Source organism: Sulfitobacter sp. (genome assembly GCF_036960155.1).
Taxonomy (GTDB): Bacteria; Pseudomonadota; Alphaproteobacteria; order Rhodobacterales; family Rhodobacteraceae; genus Sulfitobacter.
Genome location: NZ_JBALWB010000012.1, coordinates 88,721 through 107,367 on the forward strand (window position 1 = coordinate 88,721; position 18,647 = coordinate 107,367).

Genomic DNA, 18,647 nt, shown 5'->3' on the forward strand with positions numbered 1-18,647 from the left:
CAAATAAAGGGGACCGATATGGCTACTGGATTTTTCTGGGATGAACGTACATTTTGGCATGCTGGCGGCAACTATGCCGGAACGCTGCCGCTTGGTGGGTTGGTCCAGCCATTGGCCGCAGGAGGGCTGCCCGAAAGCGCAGAAACCAAGCGCCGCTTCAAAAACCTGATGGACGTTACGGGCCTTTCAGGTGAGCTTGATATGCGCAGTGCCCCCGCCGCGACCCGAGCTGAGCTTGAACGGGTCCACCCAACCAGTTATCTGGACGCATTCAAAGAGGCCTCCGACAATGGCGGCGGAGAGCTAGGCCACCACGCGCCATTTGCCAAAGATGGCTTCCAGATCGCAGCCTTGTCGGCAGGCCTCGCCACGGCAGCTGTTCGCGCGGTCGCAAGCGGCGATTTGGAAAATGCGTATTCCCTTAGCCGCCCACCCGGCCATCACTGTGAGCCGGACAAGCCAATGGGATTTTGCCTACTTGCAAACATCGCGATTGCCATCGAGGCCGCGCAGGCCGAAGGCCAGATCAAACGCGCTGTGATCCTAGATTGGGATGTGCATCACGGCAACGGCTCTGAGGCGGCATTTTATGACCGCGATGATGTACTGACGATTTCGCTGCATCAAGAAGGTAATTACCCGCCCACCAGTGGTAAATTACACGACCGCGGTACAGGCGCGGGCGAAGGGTTTAACCTCAACCTGCCACTGCCTGCGGGCACGGGCCATGAAGGATACCTGCATGCCATCGATACGGTTGTGATCCCTCAGATCAAAGCATTTGCACCGGATATCATCATCGTTGCATGTGGCTATGATTGTGCCGCGCCTGATCCGTTGGGTTCAATGTTAGCCATGGCGCAGACATTCGGTGATATGACTGCGCGCATCAAACAAACCGCAGCTGAGGTATGTGATGGCAAGATGGTCGTCGTGCATGAAGGTGGTTATTCCGAGGTGTACGTTCCGTTCTGTGGTCACGCAGTTATGGAAGCCCTGAGCGGCAGTGATATTCACGCTCCTGATCCCATGCACAAAAGCCTGACAATCCGTCAACCAAACTCGCGCATCTTAGCGTTCCAAAAAGAGTACATTGACGATTTAGCGACAGAATTGGACCTGTAAGATATGCCTACGCCAAACCCTAATGCTCTGGAATTTCTACTTACGCGCCGTTCCCGTCCGGCAAAGACCCTCACGGCACCTGTGCCGGACAAAGATGTCTTGATGCAGCTCCTGACGGCTGCTGCCCGCACTCCTGATCACGGCAAGTTGGAGCCTTGGCGGTTTATCGTTGTTGATCAAGCTGCCATGGCTCCGCTGTCTGCATTGGCGCAGACACGCGGCGAGGCACTTGCCCTTGATCCCGAACAAATCGCAAAAGGATGCGCTCAATTTGACCTAGGCAACCTCGCTGTGGCGGTCATTGAAGTTCAAAAAACATCCCCTAAAATCCCAGCGTTAGAGCAGACGTATTCCGCTGGTGCTGTATGTCTTGCCTTGGTCAACGCGGCCTTGGCGGCCGGCTGGGGCGCAAACTGGCTTAGTGGTTGGGCAAGCCACGACCGCGCATTCATGGAACAGGGTTTTGGCCTCGAACCGCATGAACGCATCGCTGGACTGATCCACATCGGCACTGAAACAAGCACGCCACCGGATCGTCCACGCCCCGCAATTGAGGGCATCACAACATGGCTTTAGGCACGATATTCAAAGCCTTCGGTCTTGCCTTGGGCCAAATCGGCGATCCGCGTTTTCGGCGGGTTCTATTTCTGGGCGTAGGTTTAACGCTGGCCCTGTTGATCTGTGCCGCTGCTGGCTTTGTCTGGTTTATCGACTGGCTCACTGGCGACACGATATGGTTGCCCTTCTTGGGTGAAGTTCAGTGGCTCGACGATCTGTTTAGCTGGGGCGCTGTTGCGTTACTTGTGGTCCTATCTGTATTCCTGATGATCCCTGTTGCCTCGGCCATCACGTCGATGTTTCTGGATGATGTCGCGGACGCTGTAGAGGCGGTGCACTATCCCCACATCCCCCAACGGCCCCGCACACCAATTTGGGAAGCATTTCGCGATACGGTGAACTTTTTGGGAGTAATCATAGGCGTTAATTTACTCGCCCTGATCCTATATGCCGCCTTTGCGCCCATTGCGATTTTCATCTTTTGGGCGGTGAACGGGCTGCTGTTGGGACGAGAGTATTACACTCTCGTCGCCATGCGCAGGGTTGGGCGCAAGCGCGCAAAAGAATTGCGGCGCAAAAACTTCCTGACGATCTGGGCAGCGGGAACCTTAATGGCCATCCCGCTATCCGTTCCTTTGCTGAACCTGCTGATTCCCATAATGGGCGCTGCGACCTTTACTCACTTATTTCAGATGCTGCCGCAGGGGCGCCCCGCCCCATCCAGTTTTCCAGATCATCGACGCTGATCACGCCTGACAGGATAATCGCAACGAACGCCCCCCAGATGACCAACGAAATGCCCGTACACCAAAGCGCCTTCTTTTTTAGATGATGATGCTCCGGAGCGCCCGCATGCGTTCCGGGCACGATGTCTTTCAAATCACCTTGGGTTTGGATGCGGATCGGCAGGATAATCAGGAACAGCATAAACCAGACGATAGCAAACAGGACGATGCCCGATACGGGGCCAATCATCAAACCTGCTCCAGCTCGACAAGTGCGCCGTTAAAGTCTTTTGGATGCAAGAAAATCACAGGTTTACCGTGTGCGCCTATCTTTGGTTCTCCGTCCCCTAGCACGCGTGCGCCTGTTGATTTCAGATGGTCACGTGCGGCGATAATGTCATCCACTTCGTAACAAATATGGTGGATGCCGCCCGCAGGGTTCTTTTCCAGAAAGCCCTTAATGGGGGAGCTTTCGCCCAGTGGGTACAACAGTTCGATTTTTGTGTTTGGCAGCTCGATGAAGATTACAGTTACACCGTGGTCTGGTTCATCCTGTGCAGGCCCCACATTTGCGCCCAGCGCGTTGCGATATTGGTCTGCTGCGGCCTCAAGGTCAGGCACGGCAATGGCCAAATGGTTAAGTCGTCCGATCATGGTTTTTCCTCACAAAATGGGCTTTGCGCGTTTATGGGGTGCAAATCACGGCTGCGCAATGCGACGCGTTAACTGTCTCTTAGGCATGCTTGGGTAACCATGAGGAAACCTGAAATGGAATCGGAGAGCAATATGGAGACCCAAGACCCGTTTGCGGCCAATTATCCGGCCCCTACCGCTGCGCGCCCGCTATTGGGCCTGACTGTTTTGGTCGTTGAAGACAGTAGATACGCCTGCGAGGCGATGCGCCTTTTATGCCTGCGATCTGGCGCCCGCATTCGTCGCGCAGACTGCATCCGCTCTGCCCGCCGCCACCTTCAGGTATACCGTCCCACGGTTGTGGTCATCGATATGGGGCTGCCGGATGGCAACGGTGCAGATTTGATTGCTGAGTTGGCACAAGTCGAAGTTGATAAAAGCGTTGTTCTCGCCACTTCGGGAGATGACGCGCTGGAAAGTGAAGCCATGGCCGCCGGTGCTCAAGGTTTTTTGAGCAAACCAATCACCTCCTTGGCGGTTTTTCAACAGCTTGTGCTTTCAGCATTACCAGCCGATCGCCAACCTCCTGGCTTGCGTGCCATTGTCGACGAACAAGTATCGCCGGACGAAATTGCTTACCATGACGACATAAATTACGCAGCAGAGCTTTTGGATAATTCACCAAATGGCCCCGCGCTGGATTATATTGCGCAGTTTCTAGAAGGCGTTGCACGCTCGGTTGAAGACGTACGCATGGAAGACGCAGCCCGTGCACTAGCCAATAGGCGCGCCACGGGTGAAGCCGCCGTATCTGAAACAGCACAGATTTCGGGCCTTATCCAGCAACGGCTGGCGACAAAGATAGCTATTTAACGCTGCTGAGGTTGTGCAGGGTCTTCGGCGACACGGACAAGTCGGGTCATGTCGCCAAGGCTCTCTCGCTGGTGGCCTTCTGCATCAAAATTGGCAGGCGACAGCCATGCGGCATAGGCCTCTTTCAACGCTGGCCACTCAGCGTCAATCGCCGCAAACCACGCGGTATCACGGTTGCGCCCTTTAACGACAGCTGCCTGACGGAACACACCTTCAAAGCTAAAACCAAGCCGTTGTGCTGCGCGGCGTGATGGCATGTTAGCTGCGTTGCACTTCCATTCGTAACGACGGTATCCAGCCTCGAATGCCCAAGCCATCATCAAGTACATAGCTTCTGTTGCAGCCGTCGTGCGCTGCAAGGCGGGGCTCAAGCTGATACTTCCGACCTCAATTGATCCGGACTCAGGTGAGATACGCAGAAAGCTTGCTACACCCTCGAACTCTCCCGTCTTGAGGTTCTTGATGGCGTAGTACCAAGGATCATCCAGATTTGCATTGTCGCGAACCCATCGGTGGTATTGGGAGGCCGACGAAAACGGCCCGTAGGGAAGATAATCCCAGACCTCGTCATGATCCGCATATGCGCGGTACAAAAGCGCTGCATGCGTTTCAGCACTTAGTCGTTCAAGTCGCGCATACTGCCCTTGCAGCACGGCTCCATCCGGACGCGCTGGCGGGGTCCAGTTTTCAACAACGGCGCTCATCGGCGCATCGGATGAGGAATATGTATTCATACCTCAGTGATAGGATGCATTCACCACAACGCCAAGCGTTGAATAACGTCGGCAACTGCATTCCAGTTCGCCATTATTTCAAATGCGTGGCTCAGCTGCCCTGTCACTCTCAGTCTAATCGAAAAGTTGCAATTTAGCGCTGTTCTTGGATGGGCGTGCATCCTTCGCTCGAACCCAAAAGTACAAGCGAGCAGACCTAGACTTCCGGTATCTGATGGATGTTCAACTCATGAACGTTAGAACGAAAAAACGCCGCAGTCTCCTGCGGCGCTTTTGTTTAGTCCTGTGGGATCACACGCAATCCCAGCTCCATGAGCTGGTCTGGCATTGGATCATTTGGCGCGTTCATCATCAAATCTTCGGCGCGCTGGTTCATCGGAAAGAGGATCACTTCGCGGATGTTGCTCTCTTCGGCCAACAACATCACAATGCGGTCAATACCAGCAGCACACCCACCGTGCGGAGGGGCACCGTACTGGAACGCATTCACCATTCCGCCGAAACGTTTTTCAACTTCATCTTTGCCGTAGCCCGCGATCTCAAAGGCTTTGAACATGATTTCGGGACGGTGATTCCGGATAGCGCCCGAAACCAGCTCATACCCGTTACAGGCCAAATCATACTGGTAACCTAGCACTTCAAGCGGATCACCCAACAGCGCATCCATTCCACCCTGAGGCATCGAGAACGGGTTGTGTTCAAAATCAATCTTGCCGCTTACTTCGTCTTTTTCATAGATCGGGAAATCCACAATCCAAGCAAAAGCAAAGCGGTTCATATCCGTTAGGCCCAATTCTTCGCCGATGACGTTGCGCGCACGCCCCGCTACCGCTTCGAATGCTTTTGGCTTGCCGCCCAGGAAGAACGCCGCATCTCCTACCTCAAGACCAAGTTGCTGGCGGATCGCTTCAGTACGTTCAGGCCCGATGTTCTTGGCTAATGGTCCCGCCGCTTCGTTGCCAAGCGTGATTTCACCGGACTTGATGAGGGCGTTGACCTCTTTCACAGAAATCCCGCGCTCTTGTGCGATGCTATCTGCTGACTCTTTGCGCCAGAAGATATAGCCCATGCCCGGCAGGCCTTCTTTTTGGGCGAAAGCGTTCATGCGGTCACAGAATTTACGGCTGCCGCCTTTTGGTGCTGGGATCGCACGAATTTGCGTGCCTTCCTGCTCAAGCAGCTTTGCGAAGATGGCAAATCCAGAGCCCGCAAAATGCTCGGATACAACTTGCATCTTGATCGGGTTACGTAGGTCAGGCTTGTCAGAGCCGTACCACAGCGCCGCATCCTTATAGGAAATCTGGGCCCATTCTTGATCAACCGCTTTACCGCCGCCGAACTCTTCGAAGATACCCGTCAGAACGGGTTGGATGGTGTCGAACACGTCTTGTTGCTCAACAAACGACATCTCGAGGTCGAGCTGGTAAAAGTCGGTAGGTGAGCGATCAGCGCGGGGATCTTCGTCGCGGAAACACGGCGCGATCTGGAAATACTTATCAAAACCGGAAACCATGAGCAGCTGTTTGAACTGCTGCGGTGCTTGGGGCAGCGCATAGAACTTACCGGGGTGCTGACGCGAAGGCACCAAAAAGTCGCGTGCGCCTTCAGGTGAACTGGCGGTGATGATCGGTGTTTGGAATTCTTTAAATTTCTGATCCCACATGCGTTGGCGGATTGAGCTGACAACATCGGAGCGCAAGATCATGTTGCGCTGCATCTTTTCGCGGCGCAGATCGAGGTAACGATAGCGCAGACGTGTTTCTTCTGGGTATTCTTGCTCCCCAAAAACCTGCAGGGGCAGATCGCCGTTTACTTGGCCCAGCACTTCGATCTCACGAATGTAAACTTCGATCTCACCAGTTGGGATCTTGGCATTCACCAAATCGGCACCACGAGATTTCACTTCGCCGTCGATACGTATGCACCATTCGGAACGCACCTTTTCAACGCCAGCAAATGCCGCCGAATCCGCATCACAGATCAGCTGCGTCATACCATAGTGATCACGCAAATCGATGAACAACACACCACCGTGGTCGCGTACGCGGTGCACCCAACCTGAAAGGCGGACATTCTCCCCCACGTTTGTGGCATTCAAATCGGCGCAGGTTTGGCTTCGGTAGGCGTGCATGGCGGTCCCTCTTGTGTTCGGCAAATGCAGCGCAGCAATGGCTACGCGCAAAACGGATATATCGCGGGCAGCTACACCGCGCACAGCTTGCGAAGTCAAGGGGACGGGCCAATAATCGGCAGGAAATAGGGGGCGTCAGGCCTATATTTGCATGGCAATCCGACGGATCACCGCTGCGCGCGGCTCAAACAATCCCTCACCCTTTTCTTCTGCCTTACCGAATGGCAGAAGTAGCCATGTCAAAGAAAACCCTCAACGAGGCCAATCTTGCCGCCCTTGGTGCAGATCGCCTTGCGCAACTGCTGATGGAAGTCAGCACCGGTAGCGCTGAAATCAAGCGTCGCATCAGGCTGGAACTGAGCCATAATCTGGGCTCTGAAGAGCTGGCGCGGGATGTGCAAAAACGCCTGACATCAATCCGCAGATCAAAGAGCCGTGTCAGCTGGCGCAAGCGGAAGTCCCTGATCAAAGACTTGAGCACACAATCGGAAATGATCGCGGACAAGATCGCTCCAGAAGCGCCGAATGATGCCTTTGACCTGTTGTGGCAATTCATCGAAATGGCCCCTTCTGTGTATCTACGGGTTGATGATAGTCGCGGCGAAGTCGCCGACGTGTTTCACGCGGCCTTTGTCCATTTTGGCGAGATTGCGCCACGCGCGCAGCTTGGGCCTATGGATCTAGCCCTACGTGTTTGGGGCGCTGTGCGTGAAAACAGCTGCGGCGAATTTGACGGGATCATTCCAGCCCTTGCGCCGACATTGGGCCGCGAGGGTCTTGATCATCTTAAAGCGTTAGTACTGGCGCATAAGGACACCGCCGTAGAAGAAAGCGACGATCACGCGGCCCTTCAATTTCTGCGCGAATTGCGCAGCAGCGGAGGGAGTTTTGTTGAAGATCAAAAAGCGCGCCTCATCAGAACGACCCTACAAGACATTGCCACAGCCCAGGGAGATACGGACGCCTATATCGCGCAGTATTCCAGTGCTGATCTGATGTACCCGCGCATCGCAGCCGAGGTGGCCATGCTGTATCTAGACAGCGCAAAGCCACAGGACGCGCTAGACATTTTATGCGACGCCGACCTTGACGGCGCCCAGTCTGAGACAGAATGGGATCATGCCTATGTGGCGTGTCTCCTTGCGCTGGGACGTATTGATGACGCTCAAGCGCACCGCTGGGCTTGCTTTACCTCAACCCTTGATGCGCAACATCTACGTGATCACCTCAAGGTACTCCCCGATTTTGACGACATCGAGGTCGAAGACGCCGCGAAGGCGCACGCATTAGAGCATGAGAACGCTGAAACCGCTCTGCAGTTCTTCCTAGAGTGGCCTGATTTGCCACATGCGGCGCAGTTGATAACACAACGAATTTCCGAAATTGACGGTCATCATGATCACTTCCTCGCGCCTGCGGCGGAAACCTTGCGCAACCGCCATCCACTGGCAGCAGTTTTGCTGTGGCGCGTGATGATCGATTACACACTGTGGGATGGTCGCGCCAAACAATACCCGCAATCTGTCGATTTCTTAATGGATTGCACAGCAGCAGATAACGAAATTGAAGACTATGGCAGGTTTCACTCGCACCAAACATATCTGGATAGTTTACGCGAGAGATATGCACACAAAGCATCATTCTGGGCAAAGGTTCGTTAATGGGCAGTAACAGCGGCCAGTACTGTACTTGAACTACCTGCTTTCCAGATGATTTAGCGCATTGTTACAGATCGCACAGTATACCACGGTATACTATCGACGTATCCCGCTCTATCCGCTAAGAAGCGGCAAAGTCATTTCAAAGGAGATTCCCATGTCAGATATCATCTACACCAAAGTGGACGAGGCGCCTGAGCTGGCTTCTGCATCGTTCCTGCCGATTATTCAGAAATTTGCAGCCGCCGCAGGCGTATCTGTCGGAACAAAAGACATCAGTCTTGCGGCCAGAATTCTGTCTACCTTCCCTGAGCACCTGAAAGAAGACCAGCGCCAGTCCGACGATCTGGCCGAGCTAGGTCTTTTGGTCAAAACAGCCGATGCCAACGTCATCAAGCTCCCCAATATCTCTGCGTCCGTGCCGCAACTGGTTGCCGCGGTCAAAGAGCTTCAGACACAAGGTTTCGCCCTGCCCGACTATCCCGAAGCCCCCAAAACAGACGATGAAAAAGCAGTGCGCGCCAAGTATGACACGCTCAAAGGTTCTGCCGTGAACCCAGTTTTGCGCGAAGGCAACTCAGACCGCCGCGCAGCAAAAGCTGTAAAAAGCTTTGCCCAAAGCAATCCACACCGCATGGGTGAATGGACTGGCGACAGCAAAACAAAGGTCTCCGCGATGTCCGGTGGCGATTTTTTCGCCAATGAGACATCCAAAACGCTTGCTGCTGAGGCAACCGCCAAGATCGTCCTTACGACAGACACAGGCGAAACCGTTCTGAAAGAGGGCATTACATACCCAGCTGGAACCGTTGTTGACGCCACGTTCATGAGCGCAGCAGCCCTTCAGGCGTTCCTGAAAAACGAGATCGAAGAGACCGAAGCAGATGGCACGCTGTTTTCGCTACACATGAAAGCCACGATGATGAAGGTCTCTGACCCGATCATCTTTGGTCACGCTGTAAAAGCATTCCTTGCTCCTGTGTTTGAAAAGCACGGCGATGCAATGGCTGACCTTGGCGTAAACCCGAACTCAGGCCTTGGCGATCTGCTGGCCCGTGTTGAAGGCAACGCAGCAATCAAAGCTGACATCGATGCGTGCATTGCGTCCCGTCCGCCAATGTACATGGTCGATTCCGACAAAGGCATCACCAACCTTCACGTGCCATCAGACGTCATCATTGATGCATCCATGCCCGCACTGATCCGCGCTGGCGGCAAGGGTTGGGGACCAGACGGCACTGAATCAGACACCAACTGCGTGATCCCTGACAATTCCTACGCGCCCGTTTATGACGAGTCAGTCAAATTCTTTAAGGAAAACGGCAAGCTGAATCCAGCCACCGCAGGCACCGTTCAAAACGTCGGTTTGATGGCGCAGAAAGCCGAAGAATACGGCTCTCACCCGACAACATTCGAGATGCCAGCAGCAGGCACCGTAAAGATGATCCTGCAAGACGGTACTGTGCTTCATGAGCATGCTGTTGAGGCGGGCGACATCTGGCGCTCTGCCTCTGCACGCCAAGCACCGATTGAAGATTGGGTCAATCTTGCCATTTCTCGCCAAAAGGCCGAAGGCTGCCGCGCAATTTTCTGGCTGGATGCAGACCGCGCGCACGACGCGGAACTGATTGCCTATGTCAAACCGATCCTCGAAACCCAAGGCGTTGCCGACAAATTCGAGATCATGGCGCCGCGCGAAGCCACCCGCGCATCACTGGAGACGATCACAAAAGGCGAAAACACAATTGCCATCACAGGCAACGTGCTGCGCGACTACCTGACCGACCTTTTCCCGATCCTAGAGCTGGCAACTTCTGCCAAGATGCTCTCCATTGTTAAGTTGATGAACGGTGGCGGTCTGTTTGAAACAGGCGCTGGCGGTTCTGCTCCAAAGCACGTCCAACAACTTCAGGAAGAAAGTCACTTGCGCTGGGACAGCCTGGGCGAGTTCTGTGCATTGGGTGAAAGCCTGACCTTCCTTGCAGATGCCAAGAACAACGAAAAGGCCCGCGTTTTGGGCAATGCCGTTGATGCCGCCACACAGGGCATCTTGGACAATGGCCACTCGCCTTCGCGCAAAGTAGGTGAGCCTGATAACCGCGACAGTCACTATTGGTTCGCACGGTACTGGGCTGATGCATTGGCTGCACAATCAGATGACGCCGATCTTGCGACATACTTCAAACCCGTCGCCGAAGCATTGGCATCAAACGAAGCACAGATCATTTCTGAACTTGCTGCTGCTCAAGGGTCCGCTGCCGACTTGGGTGGGTATTTTCATACTGACCCAGCAAAGACAGCTAAGGTCATGCGCCCTTCAGAAACGCTGAACCGTATCATCGGATAAGCGGATCAAATAATAAGAAAGGCCGCGCTTCGTTCCCGAATGCGCGGCCTTTCTATTTTTACATCACCAAAATACCCAGAACGATATGTCTTACAGACATTCAACAAGTGCCGCCGCTAGGTTGCGGATCATTTGGGGATACAGCTTAGGCCCCGATTTCAGGTCCGATCCCATCGGGTCAAGGACGCTAGTTTTTGCCTCAGAACCATCGAGCACAGCAGCCACAAGGCCCGCGTTAAATTGCGGCTCGGTCAGCACACAATCAATGCCCTGTGCGGCAATTCTGTCTCTGATCTCTCCAATACGCGCAGGGCTGGGATCAGATGCGTCACCGATTGAAATCGCTCCCGAGGCCGTGAAATCAAAATCTGTTTCAAAGTATTGATAGGCGTCATGGAAGACAATGAAGCGGCCCGTGCGTACGGGCTCAAGCATTTCGTTGACTTCATCACTTAAGACCGCCAACTCTGCGCGGCCCGCCGCAGCATTAGCAAAATAAGTGCCCGCGTGCTCTGGGTCCACCTCGGAAAGCTGCCCGGCAATGACGTTCAACCAAGTTGCCGCGTTTTGCACCGAAAGCCACGCATGGGGGTCATGATCGTGACCTTCATGATCTGCGTGATCTTCATGCCCATCTTCATGTTCCTCATGCGTCTCGTGATCTTCGCCTTCATGTTCTTCGTCGCTGTGATCATGCTTTTCAAACAAGGCTCCCTCTCGGGTTTCCAGCATTACGGTGCGTTCATCCTCTAAAAGCTCGATAACCAAAGCATCCGGTGCGATGGTTGTGATGGTGTCACCCAGTGTCGGCGTCAAATCAGAACCGATCCAGAAAATCAGATCGGCGGTCTGTAGGGTGTTCGCATCAGACGGGCGCAACGCATACTCATGAGGGCTTGCACCTGACTGAATAACCAGACCCGGGGTGCCGAGGTCACCCATGACCCGCGCAACCAGAGAATGAACTGGCGCAATGTCAGTGGCAACACGCGGCACATCGGCAAAAGCAACGCCTGCGGTCAGTGCCGTGACAAGCGAAATAGGCAGTAGCGTTCTGGACATCATATTCTCCATGTGATTTTATAACATTTCAAATCACATAATAGAAATGTAATAACATGACAAGTGATGCTCGGAACAATTCGACGGCAACGCCTCTTGGCTTTGCACGGCACGACCATGCGGCCTGCGTTTCGGACGGTCTATCAGCCGCAGAAACACGGTGCGCTGAAGATGGCCTGCGCTTTACCCCGGTGCGCCGTAAAGTGTTGGAAATTCTGCTGCAAGAGCATCGCGCGTTAGGCGCTTATGTCATCCTAGACCGATTGCGCGAAGACGGCTTCGGATCTCAGCCACCCGTTGCGTACCGCGCGCTCGATTTTCTGGTGAACCACGGGTTGGCGCATAAAATCGAACGCCTCAATGCCTTTATTGCCTGTGCCCACCCTGACGAATCCCACAACCCTTCGTTTATGATTTGCCGTTTGTGCGATTCCGTGGCAGAGGCGCAATCGGACCCTGACCAAAGCGCACTGAGCGATGCCGCACGAGCAACAGGGTTTCAAATTGAGCGCACAGTGGTCGAAGCCGAAGGTATCTGCCCCGGGTGCGCCAAAAAGGAAGATTCATGAACCTCGTTTCAGTTGAGAACCTGAGCATTCGATACGGTGCCAATACAGTACTGTCACACGTGACGCTAAATATTGATGCCGGAGAAATCGTAACCATTGTTGGTCCAAACGGGTCAGGGAAAACCAGCCTATTGCGCGCAATCATTGGTGCGGTGCGCCCTCACAAGGGGCAGGTCACGCGCGGCGAGGGAGTTCGGCTGGGCTACGTCCCACAAAAACTGCACATTGATCCAACCTTGCCCATGACAGTAGCGCGGTTCTTGACACTCCCCCGCGGTGCCGCCTCCTCTGCTGTCAATGAAGCGCTTGCTCAGGCGGGGGTACCCAACCTTGCTAGCGCCCAAATGGCTCGACTGTCGGGCGGGCAGTTCCAGCGGGTTCTTCTTGCGCGGGCGCTGATTGGCAAGCCGCAGCTTTTGTTGCTGGATGAAGCCACTCAAGGGCTTGATCAACCGGGGTCTGCAGCGTTTTATCGTCAGATAGAAACGGTCAGGCGCGACACAGGCTGTGCGATCCTAATGATTAGCCATGAATTGCATGTTGTGATGAGCGCGTCAGACAGAGTGGTTTGCCTGAATGGGCACGTCTGTTGCGAGGGAACACCAGAAGTAGTTGCTTCTGCGCCAGAGTACCGCGCGCTGTTTGGGTCCGGCACGATGGGGGCCTTGGCCCTCTATCGCCACGATCATGACCACGATCACCATCCACACGATCATTCTCACGACCATGATCACACAGAGGCCGCGGAATAATGTTTGATGATTTTATGATGCGTGCGACAATCGCGGGCATTGGTGTAGCACTGGCAGCCGCTCCGTTGGGGTGTTTTGTTGTATGGCGGCGCATGGCGTATTTCGGCGACGCTACGGCACATGCCGCCATTCTTGGCGTGGCATTGTCGCTGGCCCTATCAATTTCCGTCTTTGCTGGGGCTTTAGCGGTCGCGCTTGTCATGGCCATAACCGTGAACATTCTAACGGGGCGCGGGTACGCGATGGATACACTGTTGGGCGTTCTGGCACATTCGGCTCTTGCCTTTGGCTTGGTCGCTGTTTCGTTCCTGTCTGGGATACGGATCGATCTGATGGCCTACCTGTTTGGTGACATTTTGGCTGTCTCCAAAACTGACCTTTGGGTAATATGGAGTGGCGCCGCCGTTGTTGTCGCCCTCATTTGCTGGCGCTGGTCAGCGTTGCTGACGTCAACACTGAACGAAGACCTTGCTTATGCCTGCGGGATCGATCCCAAACGTGAACAGCTGGTGCTGACGCTTGCGCTTGCGGTAACTGTTGCCGTTGCTATCAAGGTTGTAGGCGTCCTGTTGATTGCCGCCCTGCTCATCATCCCTGCTGCCGCTGCCAGACCTCTAAGTCGAACACCCGAAGGCATGGCCATTGTTGCCGCCGGCATAGGGAGTGTTTCAGCGGTGACTGGCCTGCGAGCTGCCTATATTCTGGATACGCCCGCAGGTCCCTCCATTGTCTGCGTCGCCGCTCTCATTTTCGCCACGCTCAGCGTTATGAATGGCCTACGAACAGCGGTGCAATCGCGATAGGGCCCGTCGGGATAACTGTTAGAATTTTGGTCTTTGTAGCCAAATTTCTCATTGTTAATTTGGCGGCAAAGTTAGGTTAAGTACGGATATAGAAAAGCGGAACCAAACCCAATTAAGAAACCAGAATAGTGCGATTGCGACGCATCGGAACGCTTGCACTGATTTAAATCGAAGCTTAGTATTTTCGGACCATAAATACCAAGCGTCGGTGACTGGCTAAATAAAAGCGCCGTAATACTGTGCCGTACGATTGCTGTCATGGATCTAATTGTAACCATTCGACAAATGAGGCCCCATGAAAAGTACAAGAGCAATTGACCGCAGGACCCTTCTAAAATTGGTGTCATCCACGTCGATTATCGCCATGAGTATTCTGGCCTTCAGCCCTAGTATCGCCGCTGCCGCAATCGATATCAGCCATAAGATTAAGATTGCTGGCGATCTGCGTATGTTCACACAGCGCATGGCTCTTTCGGCAGCCTTTGTCATGCTTGATGTTGAAAAAAATCACTACCTCGACGTACTGCGAGAAGAATACGATGAGTTCGAATCCGACATAGCCGCACTGCGGATGGGCGATTCAAACTACGCAATGGAGCCAGAGCAAAACAAATTAGTGCTTGAGGCTATCAATACGGTGGAGTTTGGATGGAAAGCGCTTGGCCCTGAACTCAAGGCGGTCATCGAAACAGATGCTGTTGATGAAGCCCAGTTTACCAAGATCGAAAAGACCAACACACTGGTTATGACATTGGCCGACAGCCTCATTCATCGAATTCTGTTGGAATACAAAGAAGAAATTCCGCTTGGCCTTGCGTATCAAATCGACGTTGTTGGTACGCAGCGGACACTGTCGCAAAAGATGATCAAAGAAGCGATCCTGGTGGCACTCGGATTTGATGTCGAAGCGCATCATGAGATGTTGACCGGATCGGTACAGTTGTTCCAGTTTGGTCTGGATAAGCTTGCAGGTCAAATGCAGCACAATGGACAGACACTGCCCACACCGAGCGAAGAGATTTCAAAACAGCTATCCAAGGCCAAACATTGCTGGGCAAAGCTCCAACCGATCCTTGAAAAACTGGATCAATCCCATCAAGTGAGCCCTGACGAAGTGCAAGAGCTGGCAAAAGAGGCCGACGTTATGCTTGCCGCCTTTGATGTTATGTCTGACGTGCTGATCAAAGAAGCCGAGCTAGTCTAAACCTACAAATTAATATCGACACAATACGTTACGCCCCTGAGCGATGACAAGGATGACAAGATGACCAAGGTTCTAAATGCCCTCACCCGCCGAGAGTTTGCAGGAGGTGCAGCGGCGGCTGCGGGCACGCTATTTGTAAGCGGAAATGCAGCGCAGGCCGCTGGCGACGAAAGCGATTTCTCTGCTGCCGTTCGCCGCATCGGATTGGCCGAGGAACAGGCCGTAATCACCCAGCGCATCCCAATGTGCGCGAATTTCATCAAACTGAATGTCGAACCGTCTCGCTTCTTAGCTGGTATCGAAAGTGCGGCAGCACGGTTTGATAAAGTGCTCGCGGGGTTGCGTAACGGTGATGCAGACCTAGGGATCACAGCAGAACAAAGTGGTGAAGTTCTCGAGGCGCTATCTGCTGTTGATTCAGTTTGGCCAATCATGCGGGGGGCCGTGGCCTCCATCGTCTCTAATGGATTCGTTGAAGAAGCCGACTTTGACGCTATTGCCAGAGCAAGTTCAGCATTGCTGTTCATGTCCGAAAACGTCGAAAAGCGTCTACTTTCGGTATATGGCGACAGTACGAAAAAGCTCGCTGTTCTAATTTCAGTTGAACTGGCTGCCCGTCAGGAGATGCTAACGCAAAAGATGGCGAAAGAAGTTGGTAACATCGCGCTTGGATTTAAACCCGAAGAAAACCGCAAAATTTTGGCTGACTCTGCAGATCTCTACGAAAATTCACTGCAGGCGTTGATCGGCGGCGTTGAAGAACTGACTTTGCCGCCACCGCCGGAACACATCAAACTTGCGTTGTTAGAAGAAAAAAGCCGCTGGAGCGACCTTGGTCCAATCATTCGCAGCGTCGCGGACGGTGCTGAACCAGGTCTTCTGGAACTCTACTCAATTGCATCACAAGAAGAAGCCTTGTTAGAGGCAGCCCAACACATCGAACATTTATATGTCGAGTTGGGTTCAAAAATTTAATGCTATTTTGATGAAACTAATTTGTAATAAGTTATTACTGGAGAAGTCGATGTTTCCCCTGCCAAAAAGAATATGCTCAGCAACTTCAATCGTTGGGGCAGTAATACTGGCCATGTCCCTCCCTGCTTTCGCGCAATCACAGCCCATTGTTACGCTTGATTCACCCACCGGAAGCATTTCGATTACTGGTGAATTGATCGCCTTTGATGAAGAGAACTTTACGATAAAGGGGACTCTTGGGCTTATGACCGTCCCCCGCAACGCAGTTCAATGCACTGGCGCTGGGTGCCCCGTTGTGCCGATCATACCCGAAGTGGTGGCAACGACTCGACAGGTTGTGCTCAATTCAATTGATGACGAAACTCGAATAAGCGGCGAATTATTAGCCGTTGAAGAAGGCCATTATGTCATTCGCAATGCACTGGGCGAATTTCGGGTAGCAGCCGGAAATGTAAGCTGCGAGGGGCCTGCCTGTCCTGTCATCGACACCTACAAACCAGAATTTACAATTTTTGCATCATCCCCTCGGATCAGCACAATGTTGGCGGACCTACTTGTTGGCTACGCTGAGGAAACGGGCCAGACGTTTGAATCCAAAACAAATGATGAGACGACGCGGTCCGTTCAAATCTTTTCTTCAGATGACAGCGAATTGGTTGCTGACATCAGCTTGGTGATAAGAAGCCCACAAGATGCTGTTGGCGCACTTTCAGATAGATCAGCTGAAGTGCTCGTCTATGAACAACAACAAATTGACACGCTACTTGCATCCGCTGCAGGTCTTAACGATCTATTACAGAGCCCTTTAGCCTTTGACGGACAAGTGATCGTCGGTCACCGTGACAACCCCGTCCGTGATTTGAGCCTTGTTGAAATCAGCCGGATTTGGGACCGGGATATCACCTCTTGGCGCTCCCTTGGGGCAGGGGAAGCACCGATTACAATTCATATGGCTGAAGAAGGCGGCGACACGGCTGGCTGGCTCACAGGGCTAAGTGCCTCCAGCACTAGCGCCGTCATCACCCATAGCACCGAAGCACAGGTTGTTGAGGCGGTAAAAGCGAACCGTAATGCTCTTGGCCTAGTGCATCGCACTGTAGCAGACCAATCGAACGCCAAAATGCTAGCAGTACGCAAAGCATGCGGGTTGACCGCAGAACCTACTCAATTCGGCATACGTACCCAGCATTACCCATTCACACAGCCCATCTATTCCTATGCACGCGGAACTGGCGCTCATCCATTTGCGCAATCGTTCCTAGAGTGGACCCAGACAGCAGCGGCAGTAACGAATATTACCAAATGGGGATATACGGCCGCCAAGCTCCAACGCGAAAAAATTCAGGATATGGGTGTTGCCGTAGTCCACACAGCCGCAGTCGAGCCTGATTTCGATGGAGTAGAATTTGCGTCTATGATGAGAGAGTTACGTTCAGCTGACCGGCTGTCCATTACGTTCCGCTTTCTTACCGGATCCTCAGTTTTGGATGAAGAATCTCTTCTAAATATCAAAGATCTTGCGAAACGTCTTCGTGGGAACGAATTTGATGGTCAAGAAGTTCTTCTGGTTGGATTCGCTGATAACACTGGTCCGGCAGCACCCAATACATCGCTTTCTGCACGCCGTGCTCAAGCTGTTCAGGATGTGTTAGCGCAAGAGTTTGATCCAACGACACTTCAGAGGTTGAACCTGACGAGTATGGGCTTTGGGGAACAGATGCCTGTCGATTGTAACGACACCGATTCTGGTCGTGCAAGCAACCGTCGCGTCGAAGTATGGGCACGCGTACAAAATTGATCCATGCCGTCAAAAGCGCGGGCCCAATGTTCTAATAAATAAAAAGCTGCCCTCGTCGTAATTATACGGCAAGGGCAGCTTATTTTTGAAAGCAAAAAGAACGCGATTTCCACCTAGTCGGTAAACGTATTCATTTTGAATATCTTCGCGTTAAGCAGTTTTTTCCTCTTCCAAGACCTGTGCAAAGCTCTTGAAGAATTTGGCCGCGAGTTTCTTCGCAGTGCTTTGGATAAGGCGACTGCCCAACTGTGCCAGCTTGCCGCCGATCTGGGCCTTCGCGTCATACGATAAAATCGTTTTATCGCCGTCAGCCACCAGCGTGACATCCGCGCCACCCTTTGCGTGCCCAGCAGCGCCGCCGTTCCCTTGCCCAGTCAGTGAAAACGCATCAGGCGCGCCGCTCCTGTCCAACTGAACGTCGCCGCTGAAACGAGCCTTAACTGGCCCAACTTTGAGCACAATCTTCGCTTCAAGCTCTGTGTCCGAATGCTGGAGCAGTTCTTCGCAACCCGGGATGCATTGACGCAAAATTTCTGGATCATTCAGGGCAGCATAAACCCGTTCTTTAGAGGCATTGATTACAATTTCGTCTTTAAGTTCCATTGTTTTTCCTTTTTTAACAGCAGGGGAATTTGATGGTCGCAAGCGTTTCGGCTTGCTCCGGAGTGAGCCTCCATTTTTGGCGCAACGCGCCAAAATA

General features: G+C 53.2%; 18 protein-coding genes. 12 read left to right on the forward strand and 6 right to left on the reverse strand.

Annotated features, from left to right (window positions below; genetic code table 11):
- Window positions 1-18 precede the first annotated feature (18 nt).
- The 3 genes from V7775_RS19840 to V7775_RS19850 are packed head-to-tail and all read left to right on the forward strand — an operon-like array spanning window position 19 to window position 2,429.
- Window positions 19-1,125: a class II histone deacetylase gene (locus V7775_RS19840; RefSeq protein ID WP_335753656.1), complete on the forward strand. Its 1,107-nt coding sequence runs from the start codon at window positions 19-21 to the stop codon at window positions 1,123-1,125.
- A 3-nt stretch (window positions 1,126-1,128) separates the two neighbouring features.
- The gene (locus V7775_RS19845) at window positions 1,129-1,701 is read left to right on the forward strand and encodes a nitroreductase family protein (protein WP_335753657.1); all 573 of its coding nucleotides are present in this window, start codon (window positions 1,129-1,131) and stop codon (window positions 1,699-1,701) included.
- Window positions 1,692-2,429: an EI24 domain-containing protein gene (locus V7775_RS19850; protein WP_335753658.1), complete on the forward strand. Its 738-nt coding sequence runs from the start codon at window positions 1,692-1,694 to the stop codon at window positions 2,427-2,429. The genes V7775_RS19845 and V7775_RS19850 overlap by 10 nt, the downstream gene beginning before the upstream one ends.
- Here the strand turns inward: V7775_RS19850 and V7775_RS19855 are convergent.
- Together V7775_RS19855 and mce are read right to left on the reverse strand one after the other, a co-directional pair.
- Entirely contained in the window at window positions 2,359-2,655 is a 297-nt protein-coding gene (locus V7775_RS19855; protein WP_335753685.1) for a DUF1467 family protein, read from the reverse strand. The two genes, V7775_RS19850 and V7775_RS19855, sit on opposite strands and share 71 nt — an antisense overlap.
- Window positions 2,656-2,657: 2 nt before the next feature.
- The gene (gene mce, locus V7775_RS19860) at window positions 2,658-3,062 is read right to left on the reverse strand and encodes a methylmalonyl-CoA epimerase (RefSeq protein ID WP_335753659.1); all 405 of its coding nucleotides are present in this window, start codon (window positions 3,060-3,062) and stop codon (window positions 2,658-2,660) included.
- 132 nt (window positions 3,063-3,194) lie between these two features.
- On the opposite strand from mce, the gene V7775_RS19865 reads away from it, so the two are divergent.
- Window positions 3,195-3,914, forward strand: coding sequence for a response regulator (locus V7775_RS19865; RefSeq protein ID WP_335753686.1), 720 nt, complete (start codon window positions 3,195-3,197; stop codon window positions 3,912-3,914).
- Here the strand turns inward: V7775_RS19865 and V7775_RS19870 are convergent.
- Window positions 3,911-4,648 carry a GNAT family N-acetyltransferase gene (locus tag V7775_RS19870; RefSeq protein WP_335753660.1) on the reverse strand — a complete coding sequence of 246 codons (738 nt, stop codon included), beginning with the start codon at window positions 4,646-4,648 and terminating at the stop codon, window positions 3,911-3,913. The two genes, V7775_RS19865 and V7775_RS19870, sit on opposite strands and share 4 nt — an antisense overlap.
- Before the next feature lie 277 nt (window positions 4,649-4,925).
- A complete protein-coding gene (aspS, locus tag V7775_RS19875; RefSeq protein WP_335753687.1) occupies window positions 4,926-6,779 on the reverse strand; it encodes an aspartate--tRNA ligase in 1,854 nt (617 codons plus the stop codon).
- A 236-nt stretch (window positions 6,780-7,015) separates the two neighbouring features.
- Here aspS and V7775_RS19880 point away from each other — a divergent pair, with 236 nt between their 5' ends.
- Both V7775_RS19880 and V7775_RS19885 read left to right on the forward strand, forming a co-directional pair.
- Complete coding sequence (locus tag V7775_RS19880) at window positions 7,016-8,440, forward strand: DUF6880 family protein (protein WP_335753661.1); 1,425 nt, start codon at window positions 7,016-7,018, stop codon at window positions 8,438-8,440.
- A gap of 154 nt (window positions 8,441-8,594) precedes the next feature.
- Window positions 8,595-10,784, forward strand: coding sequence for an NADP-dependent isocitrate dehydrogenase (locus V7775_RS19885; RefSeq protein WP_335753662.1), 2,190 nt, complete (start codon window positions 8,595-8,597; stop codon window positions 10,782-10,784).
- Window positions 10,785-10,874: 90 nt separating this feature from the next.
- On the opposite strand, the gene V7775_RS19890 is transcribed toward V7775_RS19885, so the two are convergent.
- Window positions 10,875-11,846: a zinc ABC transporter substrate-binding protein gene (locus V7775_RS19890; RefSeq protein ID WP_335753663.1), complete on the reverse strand. Its 972-nt coding sequence runs from the start codon at window positions 11,844-11,846 to the stop codon at window positions 10,875-10,877.
- Window positions 11,847-11,902: 56 nt separating this feature from the next.
- On the opposite strand from V7775_RS19890, the gene V7775_RS19895 reads away from it, so the two are divergent.
- The 6 genes from V7775_RS19895 to V7775_RS19920 all read left to right on the forward strand — a co-directional run bounded on the left by V7775_RS19895 (window position 11,903) and on the right by V7775_RS19920 (window position 17,947).
- Complete coding sequence (locus V7775_RS19895; protein WP_335753664.1) at window positions 11,903-12,415, forward strand: Fur family transcriptional regulator; 513 nt, start codon at window positions 11,903-11,905, stop codon at window positions 12,413-12,415.
- Window positions 12,412-13,167 carry a metal ABC transporter ATP-binding protein gene (locus V7775_RS19900; RefSeq protein WP_335753665.1) on the forward strand — a complete coding sequence of 252 codons (756 nt, stop codon included), beginning with the start codon at window positions 12,412-12,414 and terminating at the stop codon, window positions 13,165-13,167. Before V7775_RS19895 ends, V7775_RS19900 begins: the two co-directional genes overlap by 4 nt.
- Window positions 13,167-13,970: a metal ABC transporter permease gene (locus V7775_RS19905; RefSeq protein WP_335753666.1), complete on the forward strand. Its 804-nt coding sequence runs from the start codon at window positions 13,167-13,169 to the stop codon at window positions 13,968-13,970. Before V7775_RS19900 ends, V7775_RS19905 begins: the two co-directional genes overlap by 1 nt.
- Before the next feature lie 295 nt (window positions 13,971-14,265).
- Window positions 14,266-15,174 carry a type IV pili methyl-accepting chemotaxis transducer N-terminal domain-containing protein gene (locus V7775_RS19910; RefSeq protein WP_335753667.1) on the forward strand — a complete coding sequence of 303 codons (909 nt, stop codon included), beginning with the start codon at window positions 14,266-14,268 and terminating at the stop codon, window positions 15,172-15,174.
- A 60-nt stretch (window positions 15,175-15,234) separates the two neighbouring features.
- Complete coding sequence (locus tag V7775_RS19915) at window positions 15,235-16,149, forward strand: type IV pili methyl-accepting chemotaxis transducer N-terminal domain-containing protein (protein WP_335753668.1); 915 nt, start codon at window positions 15,235-15,237, stop codon at window positions 16,147-16,149.
- Window positions 16,150-16,261: 112 nt separating this feature from the next.
- Window positions 16,262-17,947 carry a phosphate ABC transporter substrate-binding/OmpA family protein gene (locus V7775_RS19920; protein ID WP_335753669.1) on the forward strand — a complete coding sequence of 562 codons (1,686 nt, stop codon included), beginning with the start codon at window positions 16,262-16,264 and terminating at the stop codon, window positions 17,945-17,947.
- Between the two features lie 150 nt (window positions 17,948-18,097).
- On the opposite strand, the gene V7775_RS19925 is transcribed toward V7775_RS19920, so the two are convergent.
- Window positions 18,098-18,550 (reverse strand): CoxG family protein, encoded by a 453-nt coding sequence (locus tag V7775_RS19925; RefSeq protein ID WP_335753670.1) that lies wholly within the window; start codon window positions 18,548-18,550, stop codon window positions 18,098-18,100.
- Window positions 18,551-18,647 lie beyond the last annotated feature (97 nt).

Coding starts and splice junctions, on each gene's coding strand:
- V7775_RS19840 (WP_335753656.1), top strand. CDS start 19: ATGGCTACTGGATTTTTCTGGGATGAACGTACATTTTGGCATGCTGGC.
- V7775_RS19845 (WP_335753657.1), top strand. CDS start 1,129: ATGCCTACGCCAAACCCTAATGCTCTGGAATTTCTACTTACGCGCCGT.
- V7775_RS19850 (WP_335753658.1), top strand. CDS start 1,692: ATGGCTTTAGGCACGATATTCAAAGCCTTCGGTCTTGCCTTGGGCCAA.
- mce (WP_335753659.1), bottom strand. CDS start 3,062: ATGATCGGACGACTTAACCATTTGGCCATTGCCGTGCCTGACCTTGAG.
- V7775_RS19865 (WP_335753686.1), top strand. CDS start 3,195: ATGGAGACCCAAGACCCGTTTGCGGCCAATTATCCGGCCCCTACCGCT.
- V7775_RS19870 (WP_335753660.1), bottom strand. CDS start 4,648: ATGAATACATATTCCTCATCCGATGCGCCGATGAGCGCCGTTGTTGAA.
- aspS (WP_335753687.1), bottom strand. CDS start 6,779: ATGCACGCCTACCGAAGCCAAACCTGCGCCGATTTGAATGCCACAAAC.
- V7775_RS19880 (WP_335753661.1), top strand. CDS start 7,016: ATGTCAAAGAAAACCCTCAACGAGGCCAATCTTGCCGCCCTTGGTGCA.
- V7775_RS19885 (WP_335753662.1), top strand. CDS start 8,595: ATGTCAGATATCATCTACACCAAAGTGGACGAGGCGCCTGAGCTGGCT.
- V7775_RS19890 (WP_335753663.1), bottom strand. CDS start 11,846: ATGTCCAGAACGCTACTGCCTATTTCGCTTGTCACGGCACTGACCGCA.
- V7775_RS19895 (WP_335753664.1), top strand. CDS start 11,903: ATGACAAGTGATGCTCGGAACAATTCGACGGCAACGCCTCTTGGCTTT.
- V7775_RS19900 (WP_335753665.1), top strand. CDS start 12,412: ATGAACCTCGTTTCAGTTGAGAACCTGAGCATTCGATACGGTGCCAAT.
- V7775_RS19905 (WP_335753666.1), top strand. CDS start 13,167: ATGTTTGATGATTTTATGATGCGTGCGACAATCGCGGGCATTGGTGTA.
- V7775_RS19910 (WP_335753667.1), top strand. CDS start 14,266: ATGAAAAGTACAAGAGCAATTGACCGCAGGACCCTTCTAAAATTGGTG.
- V7775_RS19915 (WP_335753668.1), top strand. CDS start 15,235: ATGACCAAGGTTCTAAATGCCCTCACCCGCCGAGAGTTTGCAGGAGGT.
- V7775_RS19920 (WP_335753669.1), top strand. CDS start 16,262: ATGTCCCTCCCTGCTTTCGCGCAATCACAGCCCATTGTTACGCTTGAT.
- V7775_RS19925 (WP_335753670.1), bottom strand. CDS start 18,550: ATGGAACTTAAAGACGAAATTGTAATCAATGCCTCTAAAGAACGGGTT.